This is a genomic window from Granulicatella sp. (genome assembly GCF_057274575.1).
The window spans coordinates 82612-98772 of record NZ_DBHISP010000003.1; the positions used below are offsets into that span (position 1 = coordinate 82612).

Sequence of the window (16161 nt, forward strand, 5' to 3'; positions counted from 1 at the left end):
AATCAAACGGTTTTAATAAGAATCGATCCAAAGCATATTTTCTTTGAACGCACGAAAGACGGTTCAGGAAAATATGCTTTTTTTGAAGAAAAAGAAAGGAGTAACTAGAATGGTCAAATTGATCCATGCATCAGATGTCCATTTGGGGATTACTTATGCAGGCATTGGTAAGAATCATCGTGAAATCGCAAGGGAGTTAAGACAGGCTGCCTTTGATGCTTTTGAAACAGTTGTAGATAAAGCCATTGAAGAAGAAGTAGATGTACTTGTTTTATCAGGAGATTTATTGGATAGCTCGCGGACCTTTATCAAAGAAAAGTTGTTTCTTCAACAGCAACTGAATCGTCTGGCACCTTTTGGGATTCCTGTCATTTTGGCGCTTGGCAATCATGATGCGGGGACTCCTTATGTGTATGGAGAGCATATTTATACTTTTGGAAGTACTGTTGAAACCATCGAAATAGAGACAAAAAAGGGAGAACGTGTGGCTTTTAGTGGATTTAGTTATGACATTCCTGTTATCCCTGAACGAAAAGTACAAGAGTATCCCATCAAGAGTCCACACTGTGATGTTCATGTTGGGGTTTTACATGGTGAGGTGACTTCTTCTAGTGGGCGCTATGCACCTTTTTCAATTCCAGAATTAAGAGTTAAAAACTATGATTATTGGGCGCTAGGGCATATTCATCATTGCCAAGAAGTATCACAGAACCCATGTGCTTGGTATAGTGGAACGACACAGGGGGCTGACCGGTCTGAGAGTGGAGAAAAAGGAGCGCTTTTAGTTGAAATCACTTCAGGACGACCTCCTCAGATTCGCTTTATTGAGACGAGTAAGATGGATTGGATGGACGTCACAATAAAGATTACAGAAAGGGCTCGTTTGGAAACTGTTCCCTATTTCATTGTAGAGGCTCTGCCAAAAGTAGAAAAACGTAGCCTTATCACCGCCTTTTTACAAATACAAGAGTCACTTTTTATAAGAGAAGAGTTACAGCAACTCACGCAAGTAGTGAATTCTTTATTGGAAGAAAGAGGCTCACTTGTCAGCGTAATGAGTATTAGAGAACGAATGATAGAGCCTTTACGCGGCGTCTCTGGAATCTCTTTAGTAGGGGAGAAGGATTCTACCATTTTTGCTGAAATGGAGATTGCAAAGAGTGGGTTTGCGAATCAATGGATGAGTGAGTTTGTCCAACAAGAAGATGTTCAACAAGAGATTCACGAACGTGCGATGCGATTATTAGAAGCTCGATTTTTAGGAAGGGAGGAAGGTTAATGTATATTTCAAAAATCGAAATTGATCATTTTGGAAAATGGGAACATGAGACATTTACTTTCCATCCGAACTTACAAGTCGTTCAAGGACTGAACGAATCTGGGAAGACGACCATTCGAAGATTTATCGAACAAATGCTCTTTGATTTTAAGCAAAAGAAGAATGGTGTGTATCCATATCAGCCACTTCATACGAATACGCGGGGCGGGCGAATGTGGATTGAAGATGAAGGACTAGGTTCTCTCATCATTGAACGAACTGCGGTAGGTTCTCAAAAGAAATTAGTGTTAAAATCGGCCGAAACAGGTCAGGCTTTACCGGAGTTCATGCTAGAGCGTATCCTCCACGAATTAACATTGAGTGAGTACCATTCGCTTTTTGGATTTAATGAAGAGGAATTACAACAAAACGTCTTTAGTAATGAAGAAGAAATGCATCGTTTCTTATATAGTCTCAGTGTCATGGGACATAAAGGGGCATATGAAGAGAGTCAAAGGCTATTAAATGATGCGAACAAACTGTATCGCCCTCAAGCAAAAAAACTGGAACTCAATGAGCGAATCGACCGACTCGAGGAATTAACGAATCGGTTGTCACAAACCAAAAGCGAGAATACACTCTATGAAGGATATCTTCGTACGATAAAAGACCTCCAACAAGAAGAAGAGGAATTGACGACATCACTTTCCAAGACACAAAACAGAATAGCTGCCTTAGAAGAAAAGCATAGTTATTTTGACGCATTGGAAGAATACCGCGCCATTGAAGGGCAGCATGATTTACCAAAAGAATATGACCATTCTAAGGCAGTAGAGGCGAATCATTGCTTGCGTTCGTTTGAAAAAGAAATCGAACAAATAAAAGAAGAGTTAAACCGAACAAAAGCTCAAGTTCAAGCTCTAGGTGAAGCTACAGAAGACACAGCACTTGAAGCTCTTTATAAAAAGGCACAAAGTGTGGCTGCTGTTGAAGAACGTGCCTTTGAATTGGAACGTGAGTTGAAGACCCATCCTGGAAATATCGGTGTACAAAGTGAACATGTCCAATCCTTTACAGAGGTTGAACTAGCCAAATTCGATGCAATGCAAAGGGAAAATCAACCTTCAACATCAATGCGGACGGAAATAATCATTGGACTGATTGGAATTATCGTGATGATAATAGTTGGATTTCTAACCAATCAAGTAATAGTAAGTGTGATCATTGCTACAGTTCTTGGGATTGCAGGAGGGCTCTTTTTACAAAAAAACGGACAGGTGATTTCTCCAAAAAGCAAAAAAAAGAATGAACGTGTTCAACAAATTCTCTTGGATAAAGGCATTGAAGTGACCCTGGAAGAAGCAAAACGTTTTATTAGCCGAAACGAAGGACGTAGTGTCAATGATTTCTTACAAAAGAAGGAACAGTGGATTCAGTTGAAAGAAAGACTTTTAGCATTTAAAGAAGAAACTCAAGACTTCTGGAAAAATGAACAAATTACTGCACCGGCAACCATCAATCAACAACTAGGAATCATTCGTGAGATATGGATGACTTCTCAAAAAAGAGTGGCCAAAACGGAACAACTCCAAGAAAGTATCCTGAAGAAAGAGCAACATTTAGCGCAATTAGAACAAGATGCATTAGAAGTAAGAGAAGAATTGCTAGAAAGTTTACATCCTCTTGGTATTACAACGATAGAAGCCTTTAGAAGTCACCTGCCAACTCTTGACCATCGAGTAGCCTTGTCGCAAAAAAGAGCCTATATTGAAAAGCAAGTCGCTATTTTCTCGAGTGAAGAAAAAGAAAGCTTGCAACGTGAAACGCTTGAAGAAGAACTTCAAGACGAGGTTTTCACGAAAGCGCAGTTGGAAAGTAGACGTAAAGAAGTTAGAGACCAACTAGTAAGCCTCAAAACAAAGGCAGAACTATTGGAAGAAGATAAGCAAGTAGAAGCTCTTCAAATGGAAGCGGGCTTTGAACGATTCGAAGCTCAGGAAGCGATGAAGGATTGGGCAACCCAAGTGTATGCTGCAAAATGGATCTTAAAGCAACTGGATGAAAAGGTTCCGACAAAAGTTCCTTTGATTGTAGAGGAAGCGAGTCGTATTTTTAGCCGATTAACGAGGGGACAATATACGAAAATTCATTTGAGCGATACACAGGCGAAGGTACAACAGGAAAATGGTCAGTGGATGGAAGCTTTCTATCTTTCAAAAGGGGCATTAGACCAATTGTATATTGCGATTCGTTTTGCCTTTATTTTCCAATTAGCTAAGAAAATGAAAATTCCGGTTCTGATTGACGATGGATTCGTAAACTTTGATAGAGAACGGCTATCGATTATGATAGAATTAATAGAAGAGCTATCTCGTGTTACACAAGTATTTTACTTTACTACGGAAGTTCCCACAGAAATTTCAAAAGAGAACATTCTAAAGTTGAGCTAAAGAGAAAGAGGGTCAATTATGACAAAGAAATTATATGAATATAATGTAGATGACAGCTTTGAGATTTTCCTACTTATTAAATCTGCGGACGTACGAATGGCAAAAAATGGGAAACCTTTTATTGCGTTTACCTTCCAAGATCAGTCTGGTCAAATGGATGGAAAGTACTGGTCAGCAACCTCTGAAGATATTGAAAAATATGTTCCAGGGAAAGTGGTTCTTTTAAATGGGAAACGGGAACTATACAATAATTCTCCGCAAGTCAAAATTGTGAGTCTTCGTCTAACGGATGCGTCAAAGGGAGAGCCGACTTCTGCAAGCTACTTTGTTGAACACGCTCCGATGACGAAACAAGAAATGGAAGAAGAATTCAATCAATTAATGTTTGAAATTACAAATCCATATTTCAGAAGAATTGTCCATAATATTCTAGGGAAATATCAAGAAGCCTTTTTTGAATATCCGGCAGCTAAACGTCATCATCACGCCTTCGTTGGAGGGTTGAGTTTCCATACATTATCGATGTTGCGTTTAGCCAAATCAATTGCAGGTCAATATCCTCAAATCAATCGTTCATTATTATTTGCGGGTGTTATTATTCATGATATCGGTAAAACCATGGAACTATCAGGGGCTATTGGAACAGAGTATACCTTGAAAGGAAACTTACTCGGACATATCGTGATTATGGACGAAGAAATTACAAAAGCTTGCGAAGAACTAGGGATTGACGAAAATCAGGAAGAAGTTCTCTTGTTGAAACATTTAGTGTTAGCGCATCACGGGAAGTTAGAATACGGGTCTCCAGTTCGACCTCAGCTACTTGAAGCAGAAGTATTGCATCATATCGACTTATTAGATGCGACAATTACGATGATGTCGAATGCACTGGATAAGACAGAACCTGGAGCATTTTCAGAACGCGTATTTGGTTTAGATAACCGCTCATTTTATAAACCATTATCCCATGAGTAAGAATAAAAGTTTGATAGTATGCGTAAATTGATAAGTCATCAATACTCCTATTGACATTCATTTAATCGAGGTGTGAAATGAAAACATTGGGTTCAAAAAGAATATTTAAATTAATTTTACAGTTTGCGATAGGCCTTTTATTATTAGCTCTATTATGGATTTTGTTTAGTTTTACTCGTCCAAAATATAATGATGATGCTTTGTTTTCTTATGAAATCATCAATCAATCGAATCAGAATATAGAAGAATTGATTATTGGTGAATATTCCGAGAACGACATTAACTCTCCAGAGGATCGAGTGTATTTAAAAAATCTAGCAGCTAATTCTAGAACAAAAGGAGCAGTAGACATTTCTAAATCAGAAAGAAGTGTTTCTCCGTTTTATTTAGATTATGTATATCAAGGAAAAAGGAAAACGTTGCTAAAAACGGTATCAGTTGAAACTAGACCAAAAGGACTTCATATCACTATCACTATTAAGGATGTGGATAACGAAGGCTACATGACGGGGGCTACCGAAATCAATTCATTTATTTTTGAAAAACGAGAATTTACCCCAGAAAGTATAAAAAGAGCAGAAAAAGCTATAGGGGGTAAGTAAATGTGTCTGATTTGTGAGCGGATTGAATTAATCAAACAAGGAAGAAATCCGCATTTTGTTAAAGAACTTGAAACAGGTTTTGTAGTGATAGGGGATGGACAGTATTTTAAAGGATACACCTTGTTTCTTGCAAAAAAACACGTAACGGAATTGCATCAAATGGAAAAAGAAGAAAAGCTTAAATTTCTAGAAGAGATGAGTATTGTTCAAGAAGCTGTTGCAAAGGCATTTCATGCGGAAAAAATGAATATCGAATTACTGGGAAATGGAGATGCTCATGTCCATTGGCATCTATTTCCAAGAAAATCAGGAGATATGAAGGATTATGGTCATAATGGTCGAGGTCCTGTGTGGTGGGTTCCTTGGGATGAAATGTCAACTGAGGAGTATCAACCAAAAGGCGAAGCGTTAGAGCAATTAGTGACCCAATTAAAATCTTTTTTATAAACGTTTATGAGGAAGGCATCTACGTCATGTAGGTGCCTTTTAAAATTTTTTTTAAAACTGTGAGCAGATTCTTTTGAAATTTTTGGAAAACAGTGTATACTCCAAAGTGTAATAAAAATAATTACAGTTAGAAAGGTGATTTATATGACAACTTCAGTGAAGAATATTATTATCGGATTCGGTAAAGCTGGAAAGACTTTGGCCGGTTATTTAGGAAGTCAAGGAGAAGAAACAATCCTTATTGAAAAATCAAAAGCAATGTACGGAGGTACTTGTATTAATGTTGGATGTATTCCAACTAAAAAATTAGCGACAAAAGCTGCTCGTAAACAATATTCAACAGAAGAAGCAAGTACATATTACGCAAAGAGCGTTCAAGAGAAAAAGGCTTTAATTTCTGCATTAAATCAAGCGAACTACAATAAAGTAGATTCTATTGAAAAAACAACCATTATTGACGGAACCGCTCGTTTTGTGGATGACCATACTGTAGCTGTAGATACTGCAGAAGGAGAAAAATTATTTAAAGCAGAACGTATTTTTATTAATACAGGGGCTACTCCATTTGTTCCACCAGTAGAAGGGTTAACGATTGGAGGAAATATTCATACTAGCGAAACAATTATGGATGTGGAAGAATATCCTGAGAGCCTAGTCATCATTGGTAGTGGATTTATTGGATTAGAATTTGCGGCAACTTATGCTCAATTCGGGACAAAAGTGACCGTAGTGGATGTCTTTGATACATTCTTACCTCGTGAAGATGATGACGTATCTTCAGCTGTTAAAGAGCAATTGGAGTCATTAGGGATTTCCTTTAACTTAGGAATTCAATTAAAAAATGTTCACCAAGAAGATGGAAAAGTAATCATTCAAGCGGTAACGGGAGAAGGAACACCTTTAGCCTTTAATACTGATGCAGTTTTAGTAGCAACAGGACGTCGTGCAAATATTCAAGGCTTAGATTTAGATAAAGCAGGAGTGGCTGTAAGCGAACGTGGTACGATTCAAGTGAATGAATTTTTACAAACAAATGTCCCTCATATCTTTGCAATGGGCGATGTGAACGGTGGACCACAATTCACATTCGTATCATTAGATGATTTCCGTATCGTTAAACGCTTCTTAGCAGGGGATACAAGCTATTCAACGAAACAACGTGCGAAATTCCCAACAGCAACCTTCATTAATCCACCATTAGCAAGTGTTGGTTTAAATGAAAAACAAGCAAAAGAAGCTGGTATCGAAGTGAAAGTTGCAAAACTTCCTGCAATGGCAATTCCAAAAGCTAAAATTATTGGAAACCAAGTCGGCTTCTATAAAGTGTTAGTAGACGCTTCAAATAACCAAATCGTTGGTGCAACATTATTTGCAGAAGAAGCGCATGAAGTGATTAATATTATCGCAACAGCAATGAATGCAAACTTACCTTACACAGTTCTTCGCGATCAAATCTTTACACATCCAACAATGGCTGAAGCATTGAATGATGTATTCGGAATGATTCAATAGGTGATTTAATGGGAAATGACTTCATCGTAATGATTCATTGTCTAACCTATTTAGCGATTCATCATGATAATCGTTATTCCAGTAAAGAGCTAGCTTTTAACGCTTGTAGTAATCCGGCTATTGTCAGAAAGCTCATGAGTTTAGCTGTAAAAAAAGGATGGGTGAGTACAGCTGCTGGAAAACAGGGTGGCTATCAATGGATTTCAGATCCCTCTAAAATAAAATTAGGAGAAATCTTTATACTCGTTTCTGAAGATGCGCGCCTAGAAAAAACATTTAAAGATGCTTCAGATCCTTCTTGCCTAGTAAGTTCTCGAATGGGGAAAATTATGTGCAAACTACAAGAAGAGCAAATCCAAGAACAAATTCGATTCTATAATCAAAAAACGATTCAAGATATGATTGACAAGGTACAAGAACAGTAAAAGGAAAGACCGAGTGTTTCTCGGTCTTTTTTGCTTTTTTAAAGGAAGAAGTTTTCGATGCTTGTAGGACTCTTAAAAAGTTTTTTTACGAAGCAAAGGAATGCTTGAAAGAGTTCTAATGCACACGAAAAGAGCATCTTCGAAGGACTTTGAAATTCGCAATATGTCGACAATTATGGTATTCTAAAAGAGCATATATGGTGGTGGAGTCCGCCTAAAAGAAATAATTGTAAATAAAAGAAAATGAGAGGTAAATCATGAGTTCAATTAAAATCATCGCGCTAGGTGGCGTGAGAGAGAACGGTAAAAGTCTATATGCCGTTGAAGTTGAAGAAGACATCTTCGTACTAGATTGCGGTTTAGTTTATCCAGAAGATGAACTACTAGGGATTGATGTTGTCATCCCAGACTTTAGTTATTTAGAAGAAAACAAAGAGAGAATTGCAGGGGTGTTTTTAACGCATGGGCATGCCGATGCGGTAGGGGCATTACCTTATTTCTTACAAAATATCGATGCGCCAGTTTTTGGTTCAAAATTAACGATTGCATTAGCTAAATATTATGTGGAATCTTCCAAATTAGTGAAAGGATTTAATGACTACCACGAAGTTACTGAAAATACAGAAATTGACTTTGCAAGTGCTACGATTAAATTCTTTAAAACAACCCATACGATTCCGGATTCATTGGCAATTGTGATTAAAACGAGCGAAGGAAATATCGTATATACAGGGGACTTCAAATTCGATCAAAGTGCTTCAGTGGAATATCAAACGAATTTTGGTCGTATTACAGATGTTGGGGAAGATTATGTTCTTGCTCTTTTAAGTGATTCAAGTGATGCGGAAAGTCCAGTTGAAAATGTGAGTGACCGTAAAATTGCTGAAGCGATGTTAGAAACTTTCCTAAATGCGCAAGGTCGTATTGTGGTGGCTTGTGTAGCAAGTAATATCTTACGGATTCAACAAGTTATCAATGCAGCGTATGAATCTGGGCGCAAAATTTTCCTAACAGGTTCAGAACTTGAAGAAATTGTTAATATCGCATTGAGTCTGAATAAATTAACTGTTCCTGATAAAGAATTAATTATTTCTTTCAATAAAATGAAAAAATTGCCAGATAATGAACTTGTTATTTTAGAAACAGGAAATGCTGGAGAGCCTATTAAAGCTCTTCAAAAGATGGCATTAGGACGTCATCGTCAAGTAAACTTGCACGAAGGAGATTTAGTGTATATTGCAACGACTCCTTCAGTTGCGATGGAAACTCAAATTGCTCGTACGAAGGATTTAATCTATCGTGCGGATGCTGAAGTCTTTGAAATGGCAAACAGTAAAAAAGCAAGTGGACATGCAACTCCTAATGATTTGAAATTAATGATTAACTTGTTGCAACCAACCTTCTTCATTCCAGTGCAAGGGGAGTATCGTAGTTTATTAGCGCATGCGGAATTAGCTAATGAATTAGGAATTCCATATAAGAACATCTTCATTCCTGGAAAAGGGGATGTCGTAGAAATTGAAAATGGCCAAATGAATGTTTCTGGTCAAGTAGCAGCAGGAAATGTATTGGTCGACGGAATCGGCGTGGGCGATATTGGAAATATCGTTCTAAAAGATCGTAAAATTCTATCAGAAGACGGTGTTTTTGTTGCCGTTGTGACGATTTCTAGAAGACTAGGTAAGATTTTGAGCGGTCCTCAAATTATTTCTCGTGGATTCGTATATATGAAAACAAGTGAGGAATTACTAGCGGAAGCTCAAAAAATTGTGACAGATGTTGTTGAAGAAAACTTGGCAAGTGAAGATTTCGAATGGCCAAGATTAAAACAAGAGGTTCGTGACGCTCTTAGCCGTTATCTATTCGATAAAACGAAACGTCGCCCAGTCATTTTACCAATGATTATGGAAGCCTCTAATTATAAAAAATAACGATTTTTAAGGAGATTAGAATGAATTCAAAAGCAGTAAAAATCTTACTTGAAGTATTAGGAGCTGTTGTGGTTTCAGTAGCTCTATCCTATATCCCACAAGAAAGCCTACCTGTCTTTGTGGATTTAGCGATTCTTCCATTAATTTTTGTGTCTCTAAGACAAGGATTAATTTGGGGAACGATTGCGAGTGTCCTCTTTGGATTACTCCATGTATTCTTACATCCAACAGGAGCAGGATTCCTTGTTGTTTCTCTACATGATTCCTTCATGGCCTATGGTTTTGTAGGTCTTTCAGGATTCTTTGCTAGAAACACGGTGCGCACAGCGTTTAATGCGCGTACGTCATCTACTACATTAAATGTTGTAACAGCCAGTTTAATTGCGACTATTGTAAGTTATGGATTCCATGTAATTGCTACAGGAATTGGAGCTCCAACAGTGTTTTCAGCAGAAAAAGTTAGTTTAACTCAAGGAATTTTCGAATTTGGGACTAACTTTTTAGTGACACTTGCCGTGACTTTACTCATCTTTGTAACACTTGTTTACGTAAAAAGAGATGTTTATATTCCAAAAGGAACTCGTTTCTTATCACGTAGAGAACAATCTCATTTATTAAACGATTAATTAAAAATAAAAAGACCTTGATTCGTCGTGGTCTTTTTTATTTAAAAAGAAAGGAGAGCGTATGGAATTTATTAGTTCATTCCTTTACCTCATCATTCTTGCGAATACGATTGGAGCAGTCATCACAGTTTTTAGGGAGCCTAGGGAAATTGCGGCTGCTTGGGGCTGGCTTATTGTGCTTATCATGCTTCCGATTATTGGCTTTATCATCTACTTCTTTTTTGGAAGAAGAATTCGGAAAAAACGGATTTTTAATATGAAATCTCAAGAAACAGTTGGCCTTCAAGAATTGGTCGAACAGCAACAAAGAGATTTAGAAAGAACCAAAGAAAAAATAGGAACTCCCAAATTTCGGTTTAAAAATGAATATCAAGAAGATTTAGCTTCCTTCTTTTTAGAAACCGATGATGCTATTATTACTGAAAACAATGAAGTGACTCTGTATGTATCAGGAGAAGATAAATTTGCACAGTTAAAGGCGGATATCGAGCAGGCTAAACATCATATTCACCTTCAATATTACATTTTTAATGATGATACGATTGGGCATGAAATCATGGATCTTCTAATTGAAAAAGCAAGAGAAGGAATCGAAGTGCTCGTCATTTATGACGCCCTAGGAGCTCGTACGACTAGACAGGGATTTTGGAAAAAACTGCATGATGCAGGTGGACATACGATTGCCTTCTTTGGTTATTCGTTAGGCTTCATTAACTGGCGTATCAATTACCGAAACCACCGTAAAATTGTTGTGATTGATGGAAAAATAGGGTATGTTGGTGGATTTAATATTGGTGATGAATATCTAGGCAAAGGAAAACTCGGGTACTGGAGAGATACTCATTTACGAATTGTGGGAGATGCGGTATATTCACTACAATCTCGATTTTTCATCGACTGGAATGCTGCTGTACATGAAGACAAACGAAGAGAGTTCATTCCTGAATATTTCCCTGTGGTAGAGTCAATGGGGCAAAATACGATTCAAGTCGTCTCAACAGGTCCAGATGCTAGTTTACAAAAGATTAAATTAGGTCTTATTAAGATGATTTCCATGGCAAAAAAATCTGTATGGATTCAAACCCCTTATTTCATTCCAGATGAAAGCGTTCAGGAAGCCTTATCGATTGCAGCATTGTCTGGGGTAGATGTTCGCATTATGATTCCAAGTAAACCAGATCATCCGATTGTTTACCGTGCAACAGAATTTTATGCTTCTCAAATTATTCAATCCGGAGTAAAGGTATTTGTGTACCAAAATGGATTTTTACATGCCAAAACTATGATCATAGACGGCGAACTAGTGACGGTTGGAACTTCTAATTTTGATATGCGAAGTTTCCGATTGAATTTTGAAGTCAATGCGTTTATTTATAATGAAGAAGTTGCTAAACAAGTAGAAACAGACTTTTTAAAAGACTTACATAATTGTACGATTGCGACTAAAGAATATTTTGATAAACAAACCCGATGGAAAAAATTCAAACAAAAATTTGCTCGCTTATTCTCCCCGATTTTATAAAAGGATACGAGACATCGCGCTTAGAAATGGACCGTTGGACCGGAATACCGTAAGCGGCTGAAACAGCCGAGCGGATATTTCGGGAAACGCACGCCATTTCTGCGATGGCGAGTTCAACTAAAGGATACGAGAAAAAGCGTTTAGAAGTGGACGCCGTTTCTGCTTTTTCGAGTTCGACTACACAGGATACGAGGGCGAACGCTCAGGACTGAAACACTGGACCGAAGCGACGTAAGGAACGTGATACGTTCTGCGAACAATTCGGGAAGTGGACGTCAGTCCTGTGAGCCCGAGTTCAACTACACAGGATACGAGGTATCGCGCCTAAAAATCAAACTTTTAAAAGCTTTGCAATATCGAATAAAAAAAGGAACTCACAGTGTTTGTGAGTTCCTTTTTCAGTTTAACTGGATTAACAAAAATACCATATATGGACATGTCCATATATGGTATTTTTGTTAATCAATTTCCATGCAAGCAACAATTTGTTCAACATTGAGAATATGAGTAATCCCAGTTTCTTGCTCTAAGAAAACGAAGTGATTATTCATTTGAATAGGACTTTTAATTAATCCGTCTTTAGTAAAAGTAATCAAATTTCCAGCATTGTCATATCTTTCAAAGTGAAGAACAATCGGTTTTTTAAAATAATAACTATGGTGAATTTGTTCTACTACATCAATCAGTGGCATGATAGTTGGTTTAAAAAAGACATCTCGTTCTTCATATTCTTCCTCAGAAACGTGTAGTTTGTTTAATAATGGTTTGATAAATGATGTGAATGGTGTTTTGCGTTGTTCCATTTTCGATACCTCCGAACGTTTGTTTGCATATTCATTATACGAACAAATGTTCTAAAAAGCAATAGAAAAGAAAAAAATTTCAAAAAAGTTGTGTTTCTTCCTATTTATAAAGTTTCGTTTTGCCCGAGAATACTAGTAAATTATCGTTTGATACCTAGCAAAAGAAAGTTTATAATGGTAAGGAAAGCATTTTACTATTCGTGAAAACGAATGGATTGGAGGTGTCACATGAGTCAAGAGATTCTAAATTCTGTTTTAGCGATTGAATTTGAAGCGAAGGCGTTGAAGGAAAAATTCGACGAAAAGCTTTCCGAAACGAAAGCAGCAACAGATCAAAGAGTGAATGAAGCAAAATCGAATATGGAACAATCGTTAGAAGTTTACGCTAAGGAGTTGAAAGAAAAAAATCAACAAAAAAGAGCGGCTTTTGAAGCGAAAGTGAAAGAGGAAGAAAAAGCAGAAATTCAAGCATTAACGGAACGTTTCAATAATCTGAAGCAGGATTTAGTTCAGGATACTGTGAAGGAGGTGTTGAAGAGATATGGCGATAGCTAAAATGAATAAAGTCATGTTAATTGCTCCTACAGAAAAGCAAAATGACTTATTAGATGCTATTCAAGAATTACAATCTTTAGAAGTAACCTCGCTAGAACAGGCAAAAGAACTATTTACACAAAAATCCATCGTTTTGAAAGATGCTGATGAACAAGAAGTAAATACTCTTCAACAACAGTTCGAAGGAATGAATGCGGCGATTGCTTTTGTAGAAAAAAATCAAAAGCAACCCTCGATGATTCAAAAGTTAAAAATTGCAAAGGAACAGTTTACACTATCTGAGCTTCAAGAGGAAGTTTCTAAGTGGAATACAGATGAGCTCGTTCAACATGTTGAAAATATTCGTTCTTCTTTACGTAAAAAAGAGGATGAATTAAAAGAACTCAGAGAAAAAGAAACGCTGTTACGTAAGTGGAGTGTTCTTGATTTTTATCCAAAAGATATTTTCAAACATCCTTATACGAAGACAAAGATGGGTGTCATTCCTCAAGCAGTGGATAATGCATACTTAGAAATTTTGAAGAATAGTGAACTAATTTCTGTTCATGAAGTGTATCATACGCGTGAGGAAATCGGACTTCTTGTGACCTATCCAAGAAAGGCACAATTAGAAGCCAAAACGGAACTTGCTAAAGCACATTTCAGTATTGTATGGTATGCCTTTGAAGAAGCTCCTTCTATTGAGTTGGAGAAAAATTTAAAAGCCCAACAAGACGTACTAGACGAGAAGAAAGCCATTCTGTCTTCATTGGAAGAGGAGAAAGATTTACTTCGTAAGTTGAAACTTTCTTCGGAGGCAAGTTTTAATGCATTGCAAAAAGAAAAAGCAAAAAATGAATTAGTGAATGGGGAACATGTTTTTGTTCTTCAAGGATGGATGACGACTAAAGCGGTAGAAGATGTAGAACAGCAATTAGGAGAAAAATTAGGAGAAGGAGAATATGTTTTCCTTCCGCTCGAAATTTCTAAAGAAGAGTACGAAGAAGTACCGATTGTGTTAGAAAATAATGCATTCTTACAACCGTTTGAAAATCTGACAGAAATGTATGGATTACCAAAATATGGAGAACTCGATCCTACACCATTTACGGCACCGTTTTACCTTGCATTCTTTGGGATGATGGCTGCTGATTTAGGATATGGAGCTTTGCTGTGGCTAGGTACTTTTCTACTATTGAAGCTTTTCCATTTTGATAAAGGAATGCGTAGAAACTTGAAGTTTTTCCATTTACTTAGCTACCCAGTAATGTTATGGGGAATCGTATTTGGTTCAGCTTTCGGGGCAGATTTACCATTCCAACCATTATCATTATCGAAAGACTTAATCACGATTATGATTCTTTCAATTATATTCGGTGTCGTTCAAATTATGGTTGGACTATCTCTGGGGGCCTATTCTAATCTTAAGAAGAAAGCCTATACTGATGCCTACACAAGTCATATTGGTTGGCTTGCGATTTTAACGGGTCTTATTTTGTATGTAGTTGGTGGAATGGTACTCAATATTTCTTGGATAGCAACGATTGGATCTTCGATTTCGATTATTGCAGCCATTGGAATTGTAGTTGTCACCGTACTAACTAGTGATAATAAATGGGGCGGATTAGCAAGTGGGCTCTACAATTTATATGGAATCAGTGGATATGTAGCAGATATCGTTAGTTATACCCGTTTAATGGCATTAGCCGTTTCAGGAGGAAGTATTGCAAGTGCGTTTAATATGTTGGTTGGATTTTTACCACCAGTTGCACGCTTCTCTGCAGGGATTATTCTTATCATTGCGCTGCACGGATTGAATATTTTCCTTTCATTCCTAGGAGCATATGTTCACGGGTTACGTCTTCAGTTCGTAGAATTTTTTGGTAAGTTCTATGAAGGTGGAGGTCGTGCACTAAAACCATTCAAAACTTATGAAAAGTATATTGATATAAAACATCAAAAATCAGAATAAATGGAGGAAATAAAATTATGACAAACTGGTTAACATTTTTCGCTGAAAATGGTGGAGGGCAAATCTTTGCTGCTCTAGGGATGGCAATTGCCATTATCTTCTCAGGGATTGGATCATCAAAAGGGGTAGGGATTGCCGGTGAAGCAGCAGCTGCCTTAATTAAAGAACAACCTGAAAAATTCGTTCAAGCATTAATCTTACAATTATTACCTGGTACACAAGGGATCTACGGATTCATCGTTGCCTTCTTCATCATGATTAACATGTCAGCTTCAATGACTTTAGCAGCTGGTTTATACTTATTCATGGCAGCTTTACCAATCGCATTCACTGGTTTATTCTCAGGGATTGCCCAAGGTAAAGTAGCAGCAGCAGGGGTACAAATCTTAGCGAAAAAACCTGAAGAATCTACTAAAGGGATTATCTTTGCCGCAATGGTTGAAACCTACGCAATCTTAGGATTACTTGCTTCTATCTTAATTATCATTAACAAAGGTTAAGAGGAGGGGTATTCTTGAAAGATTTAGAGCAACTAAAACAACTTATTCTAGCGGATTTAGAAAAAGAATCAAAGCAGCGAATTGAGGTTGCTACTAAAGAACAAGAAGAACGCATCAATCAAATGAATGCACAATATTCGCAACAAGAAATGGCGAAGAAAACTGCATTAAAACAAGAAGCAAAATCACAATACGAAAAAGAGCAACAGACTATTTTGAACGCAAGTAAAAAAGAAGTCTTGCGCGTAAAACGTGAACTTCTTGAGAGTCTATTTGAGGACGTTCTACAAGTAATGTCAACCTGGAGTGGGGAAACATTACGTCTCTTTATCGAGTCAGCTATTCGCAAATTACCAAAACAACAACAAACCACACTAACTTTTGGAGAAGACACTGTTTCTCGTTTAAGCGATGACGACAAACATGCGTTAACTTCGCAATTTGATTTCGTTAATATTGACGAAGTAGCTCTTCCAAAGAAAGCAGGATTTGTGTTGAAACAAGAAGGTATCGAATATAACTATTTATTCGAAGCATTAATTGAAGATTTAAAAGAAGAATATTCACCTATCTTAGCTAGAAAAGCATTCATTGGGTAAGGAGG

The 16161-nt window shown here is 37.2% G+C and carries 15 protein-coding genes; 14 read left to right on the forward strand and 1 reads right to left on the reverse strand.

Going from position 1 to position 16161, the window contains the following annotated elements; genetic code table 11:
• Positions 1-109 precede the first annotated feature (109 nt).
• The 10 genes from ACO5V7_RS02730 (at position 110) to cls (ending at position 11748) form a co-directional block, all read left to right on the forward strand.
• Complete coding sequence (locus ACO5V7_RS02730; RefSeq protein ID WP_485484946.1) at positions 110-1279, forward strand: metallophosphoesterase family protein; 1170 nt, start codon at positions 110-112, stop codon at positions 1277-1279.
• A complete protein-coding gene (locus ACO5V7_RS02735; RefSeq protein WP_485484947.1) occupies positions 1279-3708 on the forward strand; it encodes an ATP-binding protein in 2430 nt (809 codons plus the stop codon). Before ACO5V7_RS02730 ends, ACO5V7_RS02735 begins: the two co-directional genes overlap by 1 nt.
• An 18-nt stretch (positions 3709-3726) precedes the next feature.
• On the forward strand, positions 3727-4683 hold the full coding sequence (locus ACO5V7_RS02740; protein ID WP_314375945.1) for a 3'-5' exoribonuclease YhaM family protein: 957 nt from the start codon (positions 3727-3729) through the stop codon (positions 4681-4683).
• Positions 4684-4760: 77 nt separating this feature from the next.
• Positions 4761-5285: a hypothetical protein gene (locus tag ACO5V7_RS02745; RefSeq protein WP_485484948.1), complete on the forward strand. Its 525-nt coding sequence runs from the start codon at positions 4761-4763 to the stop codon at positions 5283-5285.
• A complete protein-coding gene (locus tag ACO5V7_RS02750) occupies positions 5286-5732 on the forward strand; it encodes an HIT family protein (RefSeq protein WP_485484949.1) in 447 nt (148 codons plus the stop codon). It abuts the gene before it with no gap.
• 144 nt (positions 5733-5876) lie between these two features.
• The gene (locus ACO5V7_RS02755; RefSeq protein ID WP_485484950.1) at positions 5877-7244 is read left to right on the forward strand and encodes an FAD-dependent oxidoreductase; all 1368 of its coding nucleotides are present in this window, start codon (positions 5877-5879) and stop codon (positions 7242-7244) included.
• An 8-nt stretch (positions 7245-7252) separates the two neighbouring features.
• On the forward strand, positions 7253-7669 hold the full coding sequence (locus ACO5V7_RS02760) for an RrF2 family transcriptional regulator (protein ID WP_485484951.1): 417 nt from the start codon (positions 7253-7255) through the stop codon (positions 7667-7669).
• Positions 7670-7926: 257 nt separating this feature from the next.
• A complete protein-coding gene (locus ACO5V7_RS02765; RefSeq protein ID WP_485484952.1) occupies positions 7927-9600 on the forward strand; it encodes a ribonuclease J in 1674 nt (557 codons plus the stop codon).
• A gap of 20 nt (positions 9601-9620) precedes the next feature.
• Positions 9621-10226, forward strand: a complete 606-nt coding sequence (locus ACO5V7_RS02770; protein WP_485484953.1) for an energy-coupled thiamine transporter ThiT — start codon at positions 9621-9623, stop codon at positions 10224-10226.
• Between the two features lie 61 nt (positions 10227-10287).
• Positions 10288-11748 carry a cardiolipin synthase gene (cls, locus tag ACO5V7_RS02775; protein WP_485484954.1) on the forward strand — a complete coding sequence of 487 codons (1461 nt, stop codon included), beginning with the start codon at positions 10288-10290 and terminating at the stop codon, positions 11746-11748.
• A 458-nt stretch (positions 11749-12206) separates the two neighbouring features.
• Here the strand turns inward: cls and ACO5V7_RS02780 are convergent, their stop codons facing one another.
• Positions 12207-12551 carry a hypothetical protein gene (locus tag ACO5V7_RS02780; RefSeq protein WP_298647864.1) on the reverse strand — a complete coding sequence of 115 codons (345 nt, stop codon included), beginning with the start codon at positions 12549-12551 and terminating at the stop codon, positions 12207-12209.
• A 228-nt stretch (positions 12552-12779) separates the two neighbouring features.
• Between ACO5V7_RS02780 and ACO5V7_RS02785 the strand changes: the two genes are divergently transcribed.
• Genes ACO5V7_RS02785 through ACO5V7_RS02800 form a run of 4 tightly spaced genes read left to right on the forward strand, consistent with a single transcriptional unit; the run spans position 12780 to position 16156 of the window.
• A complete protein-coding gene (locus tag ACO5V7_RS02785; RefSeq protein ID WP_485484955.1) occupies positions 12780-13106 on the forward strand; it encodes a hypothetical protein in 327 nt (108 codons plus the stop codon).
• Positions 13093-15057 (forward strand): V-type ATP synthase subunit I, encoded by a 1965-nt coding sequence (locus ACO5V7_RS02790; protein ID WP_485484956.1) that lies wholly within the window; start codon positions 13093-13095, stop codon positions 15055-15057. Before ACO5V7_RS02785 ends, ACO5V7_RS02790 begins: the two co-directional genes overlap by 14 nt.
• Before the next feature lie 17 nt (positions 15058-15074).
• Positions 15075-15557: a V-type ATP synthase subunit K gene (locus ACO5V7_RS02795; RefSeq protein ID WP_005605008.1), complete on the forward strand. Its 483-nt coding sequence runs from the start codon at positions 15075-15077 to the stop codon at positions 15555-15557.
• 14 nt (positions 15558-15571) lie between these two features.
• Positions 15572-16156, forward strand: coding sequence for a hypothetical protein (locus tag ACO5V7_RS02800; RefSeq protein WP_485484957.1), 585 nt, complete (start codon positions 15572-15574; stop codon positions 16154-16156).
• The last annotated feature ends 5 nt before the right edge of the window (positions 16157-16161 follow it).

Bases quoted from the DNA above. Each gene is read 5' to 3' on its own strand.
- ACO5V7_RS02750 (WP_485484949.1), top strand. From the start codon at position 5,286: ATGTGTCTGATTTGTGAGCGGATTGAATTAATCAAACAAGGAAGAAAT.
- ACO5V7_RS02760 (WP_485484951.1), top strand. From the start codon at position 7,253: ATGGGAAATGACTTCATCGTAATGATTCATTGTCTAACCTATTTAGCG.
- ACO5V7_RS02795 (WP_005605008.1), top strand. From the start codon at position 15,075: ATGACAAACTGGTTAACATTTTTCGCTGAAAATGGTGGAGGGCAAATC.
- ACO5V7_RS02785 (WP_485484955.1), top strand. From the start codon at position 12,780: ATGAGTCAAGAGATTCTAAATTCTGTTTTAGCGATTGAATTTGAAGCG.
- ACO5V7_RS02765 (WP_485484952.1), top strand. From the start codon at position 7,927: ATGAGTTCAATTAAAATCATCGCGCTAGGTGGCGTGAGAGAGAACGGT.
- ACO5V7_RS02730 (WP_485484946.1), top strand. From the start codon at position 110: ATGGTCAAATTGATCCATGCATCAGATGTCCATTTGGGGATTACTTAT.
- ACO5V7_RS02740 (WP_314375945.1), top strand. From the start codon at position 3,727: ATGACAAAGAAATTATATGAATATAATGTAGATGACAGCTTTGAGATT.
- cls (WP_485484954.1), top strand. From the start codon at position 10,288: ATGGAATTTATTAGTTCATTCCTTTACCTCATCATTCTTGCGAATACG.
- ACO5V7_RS02780 (WP_298647864.1), bottom strand. From the start codon at position 12,551: ATGGAACAACGCAAAACACCATTCACATCATTTATCAAACCATTATTA.
- ACO5V7_RS02745 (WP_485484948.1), top strand. From the start codon at position 4,761: ATGAAAACATTGGGTTCAAAAAGAATATTTAAATTAATTTTACAGTTT.
- ACO5V7_RS02790 (WP_485484956.1), top strand. From the start codon at position 13,093: ATGGCGATAGCTAAAATGAATAAAGTCATGTTAATTGCTCCTACAGAA.
- ACO5V7_RS02755 (WP_485484950.1), top strand. From the start codon at position 5,877: ATGACAACTTCAGTGAAGAATATTATTATCGGATTCGGTAAAGCTGGA.
- ACO5V7_RS02735 (WP_485484947.1), top strand. From the start codon at position 1,279: ATGTATATTTCAAAAATCGAAATTGATCATTTTGGAAAATGGGAACAT.
- ACO5V7_RS02770 (WP_485484953.1), top strand. From the start codon at position 9,621: ATGAATTCAAAAGCAGTAAAAATCTTACTTGAAGTATTAGGAGCTGTT.